This is a genomic window from Dyella sp. (assembly GCF_035685885.1).
In the GTDB taxonomy this organism is placed as follows: Bacteria; Pseudomonadota; Gammaproteobacteria; order Xanthomonadales; family Rhodanobacteraceae; genus Dyella.
In genome coordinates, this window is sequence record NZ_DASRZX010000163.1 from 56,549 (window position 1) to 69,717 (window position 13,169).

The window sequence follows — 13,169 nt, forward strand, 5'->3', positions numbered from 1 at the left end:
GGCTACGCGAATCTGAGGATTGGTGATGGCTGGGGCCTGGCTGGCACTTACTGGCGTGGTTTCGGATCGGGCACAGTCCATGGCCCGGCGCGGTCTTCGTCATGGCATGCCGCCGGGATCTGTGTGTCCAACGCTACTCGGAATAGGGGATTGGCTATGGAGGGAAAACCCATGCAGCACGCATCGAATCGCCGTCGTGTCTTGACCGCGGGCCTGTTCGCGTTATGGCTGTCATCGGCGGGCGCGTTTGCCGCCGATGCCGCGCCATCGACCGGACTCGGCCAGGCGTGGCCCAACGCCGTGGATGTCAGTGCCAGTCCGCATTGGCATGTGTACGTCTTCGAGCGCAACGGCGTCCGTTATGTCCAGATCAATGATTTGAACGGCAAGGTGCGTGCGGCGATCGCGACGGCCGGTGGCAACTTCCTCGCATTGCCGATCGGCGCCGATGCGTCCCGCGTGGCGACGCCCCAGGAGCCGTTGGCCGCGCCGGCGAGCGCCAGTCCGGGCGAGATCGTCTATCAGGACGGTACGGTGAAGATGCTGGTGACGCCGGATGCAAACGGCGCCGCACGCGTCTATGCCGCGGATGGTGACTGCAAGGATCCGATCGAATGCAGCGCGCGCATCAACTGATGCGCTGAGGATGCCGGGGCGTCTCCTAGCTGGAGACGCCCTGGTTGAGCGGTACGGAGCGCAGCGAGTCGTGCAACAACAGCGTCACGCTCAGGCCTCGCTCCAGATCGCGTACGTGCACGTCACCGCCATAGATGTGGGCGCGATCGCGGATCGTGGTCATGCCCAATCCACTGGCCCCCAGCAGGGTCATGGCCTGCTTCCACGAATCATGGGCATCGTCGCTGCCGCTTCCGGCAGGCGCATCCGGTTCGCCCGTGAGCCGCATTACCACCCAACGCCGACCGCCGGTAAAGCCGCCACGGACCTGCAGGTGGACGTGCTGGGTGGGTTTGCGCGAAAGCACGTACACCAGCACCTCGCAAGCGAGGCGGTAGAGCGTCATGTGTACGTCCGGTGCGAGCTGGCTCAGGCCGCGGCCTGAGAGATCGCATCGGTACGTGGCGCCGGTCATGTGGATGGCCTGCGCGAAAGGTCCTTCGCGCAAAGTCGCCGGTACGCCTCGCTCACGCCAGCCGCGCGGATAGAGCGCATTCGCCAGCCGGTGCATTTCGTGCTGCGCCAGCGCCACCTGCCGCGAGTAGGTGTGCTCTTCGTTGGCGGGCAGCACGTGGCGCAGGCGATCCAACAGGCGATTGTGGTTCTCGCGGATGCTCTGGCCCAGCAGCTCCAGCGCATCGGCGGTCTGCCGCATGCGCAGTTCTTCCAGATACAGGCCTTGCTGCGCAAGCTGGAAGCCGCGCAAGGTGTCCATGTGGCCCGAGCGTGTGGCGTGAGCCTGATGCGCGATGCGCGAGCCCAGCAGGAGCAGGGTGGTGACCGCAAAGGCGATGAGCGACTGGGCCTGGATCACGGCCGGATCGCGCACCATGGTGGAGGTCATCGTCACCGCAATGCTGGCCAGCGTTCCGCCGAGCGCGGCACCTTGCCATCCGTATCGTGAAGTCAGCCACGCCACCGGCAGGAACATGGCCATGCGGAACACCTGCATGCTGTCGCCCTGGCTGCTGAAGACCAGGCCAACCAGCACGAACAGCGGCACCAGCACGCCCGTCAGGCAATCGCGCGCGAGATTGCCGTACCAGCGCGTAGCACTTGGCGTCGGATGGTGGCCCCGTGCGAAGGCCAGATAGATCGCGATGGCGGAGGGTGCGATGGCGATGGCGCCCAGGTAGGCGCCAAGGAAGTAACCGAAAATCACCTGGCTGGTGAGTACCGGCGGCACTTCGCCGGGAGGCAGTTGGACGGCGGCGAGCACGGCGGCATCGAACAGTGCCGTCAACACGGCGGCAGTGAGTGTGACGCCGAGCAGCATCGCCATGTTGACGTGCCGCGCACCAAGCAGCAGGCGCGCATGACGCCTGGCGAACGCCACCATGGCTGCCATCGGCAGGATGGGTGGAATGGCGGCGAGCATGGCCCAGCGCCAACCGAAATCGTCCACACAGTGCCAGGCATGGTTTGCCACCGGCACGAATTCGCCGATGATCAGCGCAGGCCAGTAGCGATACGGCAACAGCAGCAAGCAAGCGACTCGCAGTCCCGCCGGCAGGTACCAGTGCGAGACCGAGACGTCGCGGAGCAATACGTAGCAGACCGCATAGGCCGCGCCGACCGCCAGATGGCGGCCCCAGACACGCAGCAGCGTTGCTTCCCCCATAGCTTCCTCCCCGTAGTGACATCACACCCAAGGCTCACGTAGGCCTTGGGTTGTGAGGGCGGCCGGACGAACACGTCGCGAGCCCATCCTGTGCTGAAGCACAACTCCTTGACTGGCGGCCGTCGGGCTGTCGACCGCGCATGTTGCCAAAAACCGGGTCTGATCACATCCTGCGGCCACAAAACCGTCGCATGGCGGACGTGCAAGGGCGGACTCTGGCACGGGACTCGGTGATGCCTTGGTGAAGGGGCGCACAGCACGCACCGCTCGATATGGAGTGCTTGCCGGTAGCTGTGCGGTGCGTCACATTGCAGGTCGTTTGCGTTCAGCTACTTGCGGTCATGTCGCCACGTACGCTGGCGATGCCCACACCTTCGCGCATCGCCTTGGTCACGGGTGTATTGGCGACGATTTCCAGCGGTCGCTGCCACTGTTCGTCGGTGAGTGGCTGGTCGGAATGCAGCGTCCGCTGCACGTGCAGCTTGCCGTCTTCGTCGCGATCCAGTCGAAGTTCGGCGCGGAACTCACCGAGATTCCAGCCTTTTCGTTCGGCGTACATGCGCAGCGTAATCGCCGTACAGGCAGCCAGCGAGGCGAGGTGGTAGTCAAACGGAGCCGGCGCCGAGCCTTGTCCGCCAAGCTTTGCCGGTTCGTCCGTAGTCATGGCGAAGTGACCGGCGTCGATGTGGTGCAGGTAGTTGCGGTCGGTGGAAACAATCGTGGCGGACGCAACGTGTGGCATGGGCGCGGATTCCTAAGGTGTCGTTGGCATCGATTCGTCGTTCGAAAGGTAGGCGTTGTCATTCACGACGCCAAGTGTGCAGCCGCTCTTTCGCGGGTCCGCCATTGGACCTTGGTAGCGGTGGCAAATGCAGATTGAGGCCGCACGTTGCGGCGAAGCCCGTGCAGTGCAGGCCTATAATGTGATACAGCGCGGCTCCTGTTTTTTTGCCTGAATACGTTGCAGGTTCGGTGTCGCTGGCAAGCCAGCCGGAGCGCGCGGCATCTCCCATCTTTCCCTCGAGTGATCCCGACATGCGTTCTTCCGCACTTTCCGTTGCCATCGCGCTTTGCCTCGTCCTGTCCGGATGCGTCACCAGCCGTGGGCTGCACACGACCGGCACGATGACTGATGCGGGTAGCCTCAAGTCCGGCCACAGCCTTGCGGACGTGCAGCTGAGCCCGGCGGCGTGGCCCTCGCAGGACTGGTGGGTGAGTTATGGCGATCCGCAGCTCAGCGCGTTGATCGAAGAGGCACTGAAGAACAACCCCAGCCTGGAGCAGGCGCAGGCGCGTGCGCGGCAGGCGCAGGCGGTGGCCGACGGCGTGAACGGTGCGCGTCAGCCGCAGGCAAAAGTGGATGCCTCCATCACAGGTGCATACCTCTCCAAGAAGAATCCGATCTATCCCGAATATGTGCTTGGCACGTTCGCGTGGAGCAAGTCCATCCTGGGCGAGTTCTCATGGGATCTGGACCTGTGGGGCGGCAAGCGCGCCGCGTGGGAAGCCGCGCTGGGCCATAGCCGGGCCGCGCAGGTCGAGGCGTATGCCGCACGCATCGAGTTGTCGGTGAACGTGGCGCGCGCCTATGTGCGCCTCGGTTATGCCTTCGCGCAGCAAGATGTGGCCGAAGCCGAACTCAAGCGCGCGACAGATTCGCTGGATGTGACGCGCAAGCTGGTGAGTGGTGGCCTTGAAACGCCGCAGCAGGGGCATCTTGCCGATTCGCAGCTGGCCGGTGCCCAGCAGCAGAAGGTGGCAGCTGATCGTGCCATCGACGCGGCGCGCAGCAGTCTTTCAGTGCTGCTGGGCCAGGGGCCCGATCGTGGCCTGGCCATCGGGCGCCCGCACATGCTCGATCGCGGCCCCGCGGTGCTTCCCGACAAGTTGCCGGTGGATCTGCTCGGTCGCCGCGCGGACCTGGTGGCGGCACGCTGGGAAATCGAGGCGGCCAACAAGGACGTGAAGGCGGCCAAGGACGAATTCCTGCCCAATATCAGCCTGACCGCCGTGGCGGGATTCATAGCCGTCGGCGGCAGCACCAACGTGCTGCAGCTGCCAGCCCGGCAATACGCTTTCGGCCCCGCGCTGAGCCTGCCGCTGTTCGATGGCGGCCGTCGGCGCGCGCACCTTGCCGTGGCGGATGCGGAATATGACGCCATGGTGGCGCGCTACAACGGCCTGCTGGTCAGTGCATTGAATGACGTGGCCGATCAGGTGTCGGCGCTATCGTCGGTGCGAGAGCAGATCGTGCTCGAAAAGCGCGCTGTGGACGATGCGCAAAAGAGCTGGGACGACGCCATGCTGGCGTACAAGGGCGGCCTCAAGGGTCCGCTGACGCCGCTTACCAGCCGGCAACAGTTGCTCGCCGCGCAGCAGCGGCTCGCCGCGCTGGAGAGTGAGCAGATCGATATCTCCGTGCGCCTGGTCGAGGCCTTGGGTGGCGGCTTTGACGGTACGGCCGAGGTCGCGCAGATCAATGCGGAAGCCGGGCATGCATCATCCAGGAAGGCCGCGACGGGGAGTGAGCACGTCATGGCCTCGTCGGATGGCGCCCAGGCGCGCTGAAGAGCCCGGCGCGGGCTCGCGCGGTCCTGACTGAACGTTCGCCGCGGCGTCTCGTGGAAACCGTGGAGTAAGCCCCTATATTGGTTGTCTGCCCGCGGAAATCGCCGTGGGCAGCATCGCCGCTGCAGACAGGAGGCGACATGGCTACCGGGTGGGCCGGCGACGGCGCCGTGCAGGATCAGATAGACGCCACCGTGGATGATGCGGTGAAGCGTGCGCGGAGCCAGATCCGCAAGGGTCCTGGGCTGACGCACTGCGAGGAATGCGATGCGCCGATTCCCGAGGCGCGCCGTGTCGCCGTGCCCGGCGTGCGGTTGTGCGTGGCCTGCCAGCAGGCGCATGACGAGGAAGAGGCCGCCTTCAGCGGCTACAACCGCCGTGGCAGCAAGGACAGCCAGTTGCGCTGAACTTGACACTGTTGCTCGGCGCGTTGGTCAATACGTCATTTTCCCCGTGGCTGGAGTGTCCGATCACATGACGATGTCTTTGCATGCCCACCTGGGCCGGATGGTGGCTGCTCCCGTGGTGACGCCATGAGCGACCGCCTCAGTCCGCTGGCCGGCAAGCCGGCGCCCGACTCCTTGCTGGTGGATGTCGATCAGTTGCGTGCCGCGTACCTGGATCTTCGTCCCGATGCCGGCGTGCCTGCGCAGCGGGTGTCGTTTGGCACCTCCGGGCATCGCGGTACGTCGTTCGACCGCAGCTTCAACGAATGGCACGTGCTGGCCATCACCCAGGCGATCTGCGAATACCGGCGCGAAAAGGGCATCGACGGACCGCTGTTCATCGGCATCGATACCCACGCGCTGTCGCAACCGGCGTTCGAGAGCGCGCTGGAAGTGCTCGCCGCCAATGGCGTGGACACCATGATTGCCAAGGGCGGCGAATACACGCCGACGCCGGCCATCTCGCATGCCATTCTCACCTACAACCGTCACCGTACGACGGCCCTGGCCGACGGCATCGTGGTTACGCCTTCGCATAACCCGCCCGATGGTGGCGGCTTCAAGTACAACCCGCCCAATGGCGGTCCGGCGGATACCGACATCACCGGCTGGGTGCAGAAGCGCGCGAATGCGCTGATCGAAAACGGCTTGCGCGACGTGCGCCGGATGCCGTTCGCGCAGGCGTTGCGCGCCTCGACCACGCACGAGCATGACTTCATCGCGGCGTATGTTGGCGACCTCTCGCAGGTCATCGATTTCGATGCCATCCGTGGCAGCGGCGTGCATCTTGGTGTCGACCCGCTGGGTGGTTCGGGCGTGCATTACTGGGCGCCGATTGCCGAGCGCTACGGCATCGACCTGACGGTGGTCAACAGCGCGATCGATTTCACCTTCCGTTTCATGAGCGTGGATTGGGACGGCAAGATCCGCATGGATCCTTCCTCCTCGCATGCGATGCAGCCGCTGATCGAACTGAAGGACCGCTACGACGTGGCCTTTGCGTGCGACACCGACCATGATCGCCATGGCATCGTCACGCGCAGCAGTGGCTTGTTGCTGCCCAACCACTACCTGTCGGTGCTGATCGACTACCTGTTCCGCCATCGCCCGGACTGGCGTGGCGATGCAGCCGTCGGCAAGACACTGGTCAGCTCCGCACTGATCGATCGCGTGGCCCGGCGCCTGGGGCGTCGCCTCTATGAAGTGCCGGTGGGCTTCAAGTGGTTCGTGGACGGCCTGTTCGACGGCTCGCTGGGTTTTGGTGGCGAGGAAAGTGCGGGTGCCTCGTTCCTGCGTCGCGATGGCTCGGTATGGAGCACCGACAAGGACGGCATTGCGGCGGCGCTGATGTCCGCCGAGATCACCGCCAAGATGGATCGCGATCCGAGCGAGCTCTACCGGCAGATGACTGCCGAGCTTGGCAGCCCGCTGTCACAGCGCGTCGATGCGCCGGCCAATGTCGAGCAGAAGGCGCGCCTTTCGAAGCTGTCGCCGCAACAGGTGAACAGCACGCAGCTTGCCGGCGAAAAGATCGAAAGCGTGCTGGATCGTGCGCCAGGCAATGGTGCTTCGATCGGCGGCATCAAGGTGACGTCCGCCAACGGCTGGTTCGCCGCTCGCCCCTCGGGCACGGAGGACATCTACAAGATCTATGCCGAGAGCTTCAAGGACGAGGCGCACCTGGAGCAGTTGTTGCAGGAGGCGCAGGCGATGGTGGATGAGGCGTTGAACGCGGCTTGAGGCGGCCGCTTTTCGTTTGCCGATTATTTCTGCGGAACAGGCCTGGGTGTTCCTGGTTTTCCTGGTCATCCAGTGCCTTTTCGCACGTCGAAGCTCAAGGCACTGGGTGACTCGGGTGCGAGACGCCTTAAACCGGCGGCGGATTGCGCTCAGCGAAACCGCGTTGGTGCCAGTACGGATAGGCCGGCGTCAGTTCGCTGGCTGCATCGAGTTTGGCCACCTGTTCGCGCGTGAGGTTCCAGCCGATGGCGCCGAGGTTCTGCTTGAGCTGTTCCTCGTTGCGCGCGCCGATCACCACGGTTGATACGGTGGGGCGCTGCAGCAGCCAGTTGAGCGCGATCTGCGGCACGCTCTTGCCCGTTTCGGCGGCGACTTCGTCCAGTGCGTCGACCACGCGATACAGGTACTCGTCATCCACCTGCGGACCAATGTCACCCGTCTTGTGCAGGCGGCTCACGGCGGGCAGGGCGGCGCCGCGGCGCAGCTTGCCGGTGAGGCGCCCCCAGCCCAGCGGGCTCCACACCACCGCACCTACGCCCTGGTCCAGGCCCAGTGGCATCAGTTCCCACTCGTAGTCGCGGCCGATCAGCGAGTAGTAGGTCTGGTTGGCGATATAGCGCGGATAACCGTGGCGATCGGCCGCCGCCAGCGACTTCATCAGGTGCCAGCCGGAGAAGTTGGATACGCCCACGTAGCGGATCTTGCCGGCACGGACTAAGTCGTCCAGCGTCGACAGTGTTTCTTCCACCGGTGTCATGGCGTCGAAGCCGTGCAGCTGGAACAGGTCGATGTAGTCCGTGCCCAGGCGCTTGAGCGCGGCGTCGCACGCCTTGAGCAGGTGATAGCGCGAGGACCCGACGTCATTGGCATCCTGGCCCGAGCGGAACGTCGCCTTGGTGGAGATCAGCACGCGATCGCGGCGGCCCTTGATGGCCTCGCCCAATACCGACTCGGCGACGCCGTCGGAGTAAATATCGGCGCTGTCGAACATGTTGAGACCCGCATCGAGGCAGATGTCGACGAGCCGCTTGGCTTCAGCGACATCGGTGTTGCCCCAGGCGCCGAACAGTTCGCCTTTGCCACCGAACGTGCCCGTGCCGAAACTCAGCACCGGAACCCTGAAGCCCGATGCGCCCAGTTGCCTGTATTCCATGAGATGACCTCGTCGTGATGATCGTTCGTCGATGGGGGCGTGCCAGAACATTCCAAGCATGCACGGATGTCGATGAAATTTTCTTCATCTTGACGTGGCCGCATCGCGCCTCGTCATCGCGCCGGCTGGTGTCACGCCATTGCCATATCGGCGATGGCTTCGGCATGGAGGGTGGTGGTGTCGAACAGCGGCACCGGTGAATCCTCGCGGGTCACCAGCAACATGATCTCGGTGCAGCCAAGGATGATGGCCTCCGCGCCGCGTGCCGCCAGGGCCTGCATGATGGTGCGAAACACTTCGCGGGAAGCGGGCTCGATGCGTCCCTGCACCAGTTCGTCGTAGATGATGCGATGGATGGCGTGGCGTTCCCCTTCTTCGGGAACAAGCACCTCCAGGCCGTGCCGTTGTTGCAGCCGGCCCTTGTAGAAATCCTGTTCCATGGTGAATGCCGTGCCCAGCAGGCCGACGCGCCGGTGCCCGGCCGCCTTGAGGCGTTCGGCGGTGGGATCGGCGATATGCAGCAAGGGAATGTCGATGGCGGCCTGCACCTCGTCGGCCATCCGGTGCATGGTATTGGTGCAGATGGCGACAAGATCGGCGCCGCCGCGCTCCAGTCGCTGGGCGGCCTCGATCATGCGGGCCGTCGCGGCGGTCCAGTCGCCGGCATGCTGCAGTGCCTCGATCTCGGCAAAGTCGAATGACCACATCAGGCAGCGGGCCGAGTGCAGGCCGCCGAGGCGTTCGCGAACGTGGATGTTGATGATCCGGTAGTACTCGGCCGAGCTTTCCCAGCTCATGCCTCCGAGGAGGCCGATCACTTTGTGAGGCATGCGTCGCGTCCCGGTATGAGCCTGGGAGCAGGGTAATCGCCCGGCCGGGAAAGCGCTCTTTCAAAGGCTTCGTATCTCACGCGGTGAGAACGCCGGCGTGGTATCTTGAATCTTGTCCCGATAATCAAGTTTCCCTATGCCTCCTGTCGAACATGGTGGACGCCGTTCCGGCGCTGGTCGCCCGGCTGGGGAGCCCAGCCAGCGCATCCGCGTGCCCGAAAGCCAGGTGCCCGCCGTGCTGGCCTATCTGGATGCCTACCGTGGACCGGCTTCGCTGGAAGCGCCCCGGCCGGTATCGCTGACGCCATCGACAGTGGGGCTCACGGCATTCCTCAGCCGGGTGCCGGCCGGTATTCCCGCGATGGCGGAAGATGAGGTCGATGAGGTGGTCGATCTCAACGAGCATCTCGTCCTGCCAGGTCATGAGCCGAGCACCTTCATCATCCGCGTATCCGGCTGGTCGATGATCGGCGCCGGCATCTTCGATGGCGATGAAGTGCTGGTGGATCGCGCGCTGTCGGCGCGGCAGGGCGACATCGTGGTGGCGCTCGTCAACAACGAGCTGACCATCAAGCGATTGGGCAGGGTGGATGGCCATATCGCGCTGCTGCCCGAGAATGCACACTTCAAGCCGATCGTGTTTCGCGAAGGCGAGACGCTGAGCGTCTGGGGCGTGGTCACCCGTTGCCTGCGCACCCTGCGCTGAGGCCGCCGCCGTGGGCCAGCTTGTTGCGCTCAATACGCTCATTGACACCCGTCAGGTCTGGCAGGGGCGTGCAGCGCCGTTGCCGGGCAGCAACGAATCGACGGGCTGGCCGGCGCTGGATGTCGCCTTGCCCACCGGCGGCTGGCCCGAGCATGCGATGACAGAAATCCTGCTGCCCGTGGATGGCGTGGGCGAATTGCAGCTGGTGCTGCCCACGCTGGCGCGCATGACCCAGGCGGCGCGCCAGGTGATGGTGATCTCGCCGCCTTACCTGCCTTGCGTGGCTGGCTGGGAAGCGCGTGGCGTGGTGATGTCGCACGTGGACATCGTGCAGGCGGCCGCGCGCGATGTGTTGTGGGCGGCGGAGCAATGCCTGCGCTCGGGCAGTTGCGCCGCCGTATTGGCATGGCCGCAGCAGGCGGATGATCGCGCGCTGCGGCGCTTGCAGGTGGCCGCCGATACGGGCAAGGCGCTGGCCTTCGTGTTTCGCGATGTGCGCCATGCCGTGCAGGCATCGCCGGCTTCGCTGCGGCTGGAACTGGAAAGCCAGCCCGCGCCACGCGTACGCATTCGCAAGTGTCGCGGCGGCAATCCACCGGCACAGGCCGTGCCGTTGGCTGCCGGTTGGTCGTGACGAGGCCGCGTCATGCTTTGGGCCTGCGTATTGCTGCCGCAACTGGCGCTGGATGGTGTCCTTCGCCGTCGGCCTCCTTCGGAGGAGCCGCTGGTGCTGGTCAGCGGGCCGGCGCAGCAGCGCATCGTGCATGCGGCCAGTCGCAGCGCGCGAGCGGCAGGCCTGTATCGCGGGCAGTCGCTGGCGGCGGCGCAGGCCATGCTGCACCGCTTTGCCATGGTCGATTACGACGCCAGCGACGAGGCCGGCTGGCATCGCCTGCTGGCGGCATGGGCTTATCGCTATAGCGGGGAAGTGGGCCTGCTCACGCATGCCGTGGTGCTGGAAGTCAGTCGCAGCCTTGGCCTGTTCGGACCATGGCCGCGCTTTGAATCCCTGTTGCGCGAAGACCTCGCCGGCCTGGGTTTCCGCCATCGCATCGCGCTTGCGCCCACGCCGCAGGCGGCCTACGTGCTGGCCGGTGCGCACGATGGCATGGCCGTGACCACGCCGCCCACGTTGCGCAGTGCGCTGGCGCCGGTTGCCGTGGCGCATGCGCGTCTTCCCGATGGCGCCGCGCATGCGCTTTCCTCGATGGGCATCCGCACGCTGGGGCAATTGCTGGCGATGCCGCGCGCCGGTCTGCAGCGTCGCTTCGGTGCAGATCTGGTGCTGCAACTGGATCGCTTGGTCGGCGAGCAGCCCTCGTCGATGGAAAGCTTCCGGCCGTCCGATGCATTCGAGCTGCGCATGGAATGGGCGCACGAGATCGAGCACGTCGAGGCGCTGATGTTTCCGCTGCGCCGACTGACGGGCGATCTGTCCGCGTATCTCGCGGGTCGCGATGGCGGCGTGCAGCGTTTCGAAGTGGTGCTGGAACATCGCAATATGCCCGCCACCCGCGTGCCGGTGGGCATGCTTGCTGCCGCGCGCGATGCCGCGCTGCTGTTCGATTGCGCGCGTGGCCGGCTGGAGCGCGTGGCGTTGCCGCAGCCGGTGGTGGCCATGCAGCTGCTTGCGCCGGACCTGCCTCCGTTCGTGCCGGCCGGTCGCGACCTGTTCGATGCACGACTAGCGAACGCCATGCCGCTGGACCAGTTGCGCGAACGGTTGCGTTCGCGGCTGGGCGAGCACGCCGTGCAGCGCCTGCACCGTACGGTGGATCCGCGCCCCGAGCGGGCGCAGACATCTTCACCGCACGTGGCGAAAGCACCGTGGCCCGAGACACGGCTGCGTCCTGCCTGGTTGCTGGAATCGCCATTGCCCCTGCGCGGTCCGCCGCCGGAGATCCTCGCCGGACCCGAGCGCATCGAAACCGGCTGGTGGGATGGCGGCGACATGCGTCGCGATTACTACGTGGTGCGTACCGCGCAAGGGCAATGCGCGTGGGCGTATTGCCCGCCAGGCAAGCAGGGCGCGTGGATGCTGCACGGATGGTTCGCATGAACGACTATGCCGAACTGCATTGCCTGTCCAATTTCTCGTTCCAGCGTGGTGCGTCCAGTGCGCTTGAATTGTTTGAGCGGGCGAAGGCGTGCGGTTATCGCGCGCTGGCGATCACCGACGAATGTTCGCTGGCCGGCATCGTGCGCGCCCTGGAAGCCTCGCGCGAAACCGGCGTGGCCTTGATCGTCGGCGCGGAATTCCAGCTGGAAGATGGCCCGAAGCTGGTGCTCCTGTGCGAAAACCTGGCGGGCTACGTGGCGATGTGCGCGCTGATCACGCGTGGCCGGCGCGCAGCCGACAAGGGCTGCTATGGCGTGACGCGTGCCGACTTCTCCGATGGCCTGCCGGGCACGCTGGCCTTGTGGCTGCCGGCGGATGAACCTGATTCGGAGCATGGCCGCTGGTTGCGTTCGCTGTTCGATGGGCGTGCGTGGATTGCCGTGGAGCTGCATCGCGGGCCGGACGATGCGCGCCGATTGCAGGCACTGGATATGCTTGGTCGATCGCTGGGCCTGCCATGCGTGGCTGCCGGCGACGTGCACATGCATGTGCGCCGCAGGCGCGCCTTGCAGGACGTGCTTACCGCCACGCGCCATCGATGCACCGTGGCCGAGGCGGGTGCGCTGTTGTTCCGCAATGGCGAGAGGCATCTTCGCAAGCGCGATGCCTTGTCGGCCATCTATCCGGCCTCGCTCATGGAGGAAAGCGTTCGCATCGCCGCGCGCTGCACGTTCCAGCTCACCGACCTGAAATACCGCTACCCCTCCGAGCTGGTGCCGGAAGGTCATACGGCTACCAGCTGGTTGCGGCAACTGACGGAAGAGGGCGTTCGTCGACGCTGGCCGCAAGGCATTTCGACCAAGGTGCGCGGCAGCATCGAGAAAGAGCTGCGCCTTATCGAAAAGCTCAGGTACGAACCCTATTTCCTGACCGTGCAGGAGATCGTCGGTTTTGCGCGAAGCAGGGAAATCCTTTGCCAGGGACGTGGATCGGCCGCCAATTCCGCCGTGTGCTTTGCCCTGGGTGTGACGGAAGTTGACCCGGAAACCACCGAGCTGCTGATCGAGCGCTTCATCTCGGAAAACCGCAACGAACCGCCGGACATCGACATCGACTTCGAGCACGAGCGGCGCGAAGAAGTCATCCAGCATATTTACGAAAAGTACGGGCGTGATCGCGCCGCGCTCGCCGCGACCGTCATCTGCTACCGCGGCAAGAGCGCGGTGCGCGACGTGGCACGGGCATTGGGCCTGCCCATGGATCAGGTCGAACTGCTGTCGAAGGTGTTTGCCTGGTGGGATGGCGCTGATGCACTGGATGACAGGTTGCGCGAGCGTGGATTTGACCCTGCCAGTCCATTGATCCATCGCG

Annotated in this window: 12 protein-coding genes; 8 read left to right on the forward strand and 4 right to left on the reverse strand. The window is 65.2% G+C overall.

All coding sequences use genetic code 11. The annotated features are described in order from the left end of the window. Window positions 1–171 precede the first annotated feature (171 nt). A complete protein-coding gene (locus tag VFG49_RS19015) occupies window positions 172–636 on the forward strand; it encodes a hypothetical protein (protein WP_324863536.1) in 465 nt (154 codons plus the stop codon). Between the two features lie 25 nt (window positions 637–661). Here the strand turns inward: VFG49_RS19015 and VFG49_RS19020 are convergent, their stop codons facing one another. Both VFG49_RS19020 and VFG49_RS19025 read right to left on the reverse strand, forming a co-directional pair. After that, window positions 662–2,296: an MASE1 domain-containing protein gene (locus VFG49_RS19020; protein ID WP_324863538.1), complete on the reverse strand. Its 1,635-nt coding sequence runs from the start codon at window positions 2,294–2,296 to the stop codon at window positions 662–664. A gap of 325 nt (window positions 2,297–2,621) precedes the next feature. Beyond that, complete coding sequence (locus tag VFG49_RS19025) at window positions 2,622–3,038, reverse strand: OsmC family protein (RefSeq protein ID WP_324863540.1); 417 nt, start codon at window positions 3,036–3,038, stop codon at window positions 2,622–2,624. 293 nt (window positions 3,039–3,331) lie between these two features. Here VFG49_RS19025 and VFG49_RS19030 point away from each other — a divergent pair, with 293 nt between their 5' ends. The 3 genes from VFG49_RS19030 to pgm all read left to right on the forward strand — a co-directional run bounded on the left by VFG49_RS19030 (window position 3,332) and on the right by pgm (window position 7,050). Next, on the forward strand, window positions 3,332–4,864 hold the full coding sequence (locus VFG49_RS19030; RefSeq protein ID WP_324863542.1) for an efflux transporter outer membrane subunit: 1,533 nt from the start codon (window positions 3,332–3,334) through the stop codon (window positions 4,862–4,864). 140 nt (window positions 4,865–5,004) lie between these two features. Beyond that, window positions 5,005–5,271: a DksA/TraR family C4-type zinc finger protein gene (locus VFG49_RS19035; RefSeq protein ID WP_324863544.1), complete on the forward strand. Its 267-nt coding sequence runs from the start codon at window positions 5,005–5,007 to the stop codon at window positions 5,269–5,271. A 126-nt stretch (window positions 5,272–5,397) separates the two neighbouring features. After that, on the forward strand, window positions 5,398–7,050 hold the full coding sequence (gene pgm, locus VFG49_RS19040) for a phosphoglucomutase (alpha-D-glucose-1,6-bisphosphate-dependent) (RefSeq protein ID WP_324863546.1): 1,653 nt from the start codon (window positions 5,398–5,400) through the stop codon (window positions 7,048–7,050). Window positions 7,051–7,177: 127 nt separating this feature from the next. Here pgm and VFG49_RS19045 read toward each other — a convergent pair whose 3' ends face one another. Beyond that, window positions 7,178–8,203, reverse strand: coding sequence for an aldo/keto reductase (locus tag VFG49_RS19045; RefSeq protein WP_324863548.1), 1,026 nt, complete (start codon window positions 8,201–8,203; stop codon window positions 7,178–7,180). A 131-nt stretch (window positions 8,204–8,334) separates the two neighbouring features. Next, on the reverse strand, window positions 8,335–9,033 hold the full coding sequence (locus VFG49_RS19050) for an aspartate/glutamate racemase family protein (RefSeq protein ID WP_324863549.1): 699 nt from the start codon (window positions 9,031–9,033) through the stop codon (window positions 8,335–8,337). A gap of 136 nt (window positions 9,034–9,169) precedes the next feature. Here VFG49_RS19050 and VFG49_RS19055 point away from each other — a divergent pair, with 136 nt between their 5' ends. The 4 genes from VFG49_RS19055 to VFG49_RS19070 form a co-directional block, all read left to right on the forward strand. After that, window positions 9,170–9,739: a S24 family peptidase gene (locus tag VFG49_RS19055; RefSeq protein WP_324863552.1), complete on the forward strand. Its 570-nt coding sequence runs from the start codon at window positions 9,170–9,172 to the stop codon at window positions 9,737–9,739. Between the two features lie 10 nt (window positions 9,740–9,749). Further along, on the forward strand, window positions 9,750–10,373 hold the full coding sequence (gene imuA / locus VFG49_RS19060; RefSeq protein ID WP_324863554.1) for a translesion DNA synthesis-associated protein ImuA: 624 nt from the start codon (window positions 9,750–9,752) through the stop codon (window positions 10,371–10,373). Window positions 10,374–10,385: 12 nt separating this feature from the next. Beyond that, window positions 10,386–11,798 carry a DNA polymerase Y family protein gene (locus tag VFG49_RS19065; RefSeq protein WP_324863556.1) on the forward strand — a complete coding sequence of 471 codons (1,413 nt, stop codon included), beginning with the start codon at window positions 10,386–10,388 and terminating at the stop codon, window positions 11,796–11,798. Continuing rightward, a partial coding sequence (locus tag VFG49_RS19070; protein ID WP_324863558.1) for a PHP domain-containing protein occupies window positions 11,795–13,169 on the forward strand: 1,375 nt, incomplete at its 3' end. The genes VFG49_RS19065 and VFG49_RS19070, both read left to right, overlap by 4 nt.

Coding starts and splice junctions, on each gene's coding strand:
- VFG49_RS19015 (WP_324863536.1), top strand. CDS start 172: ATGCAGCACGCATCGAATCGCCGTCGTGTCTTGACCGCGGGCCTGTTC.
- VFG49_RS19020 (WP_324863538.1), bottom strand. CDS start 2,296: ATGGGGGAAGCAACGCTGCTGCGTGTCTGGGGCCGCCATCTGGCGGTC.
- VFG49_RS19025 (WP_324863540.1), bottom strand. CDS start 3,038: ATGCCACACGTTGCGTCCGCCACGATTGTTTCCACCGACCGCAACTAC.
- VFG49_RS19030 (WP_324863542.1), top strand. CDS start 3,332: ATGCGTTCTTCCGCACTTTCCGTTGCCATCGCGCTTTGCCTCGTCCTG.
- VFG49_RS19035 (WP_324863544.1), top strand. CDS start 5,005: ATGGCTACCGGGTGGGCCGGCGACGGCGCCGTGCAGGATCAGATAGAC.
- pgm (WP_324863546.1), top strand. CDS start 5,398: ATGAGCGACCGCCTCAGTCCGCTGGCCGGCAAGCCGGCGCCCGACTCC.
- VFG49_RS19045 (WP_324863548.1), bottom strand. CDS start 8,203: ATGGAATACAGGCAACTGGGCGCATCGGGCTTCAGGGTTCCGGTGCTG.
- VFG49_RS19050 (WP_324863549.1), bottom strand. CDS start 9,033: ATGCCTCACAAAGTGATCGGCCTCCTCGGAGGCATGAGCTGGGAAAGC.
- VFG49_RS19055 (WP_324863552.1), top strand. CDS start 9,170: ATGCCTCCTGTCGAACATGGTGGACGCCGTTCCGGCGCTGGTCGCCCG.
- VFG49_RS19065 (WP_324863556.1), top strand. CDS start 10,386: ATGCTTTGGGCCTGCGTATTGCTGCCGCAACTGGCGCTGGATGGTGTC.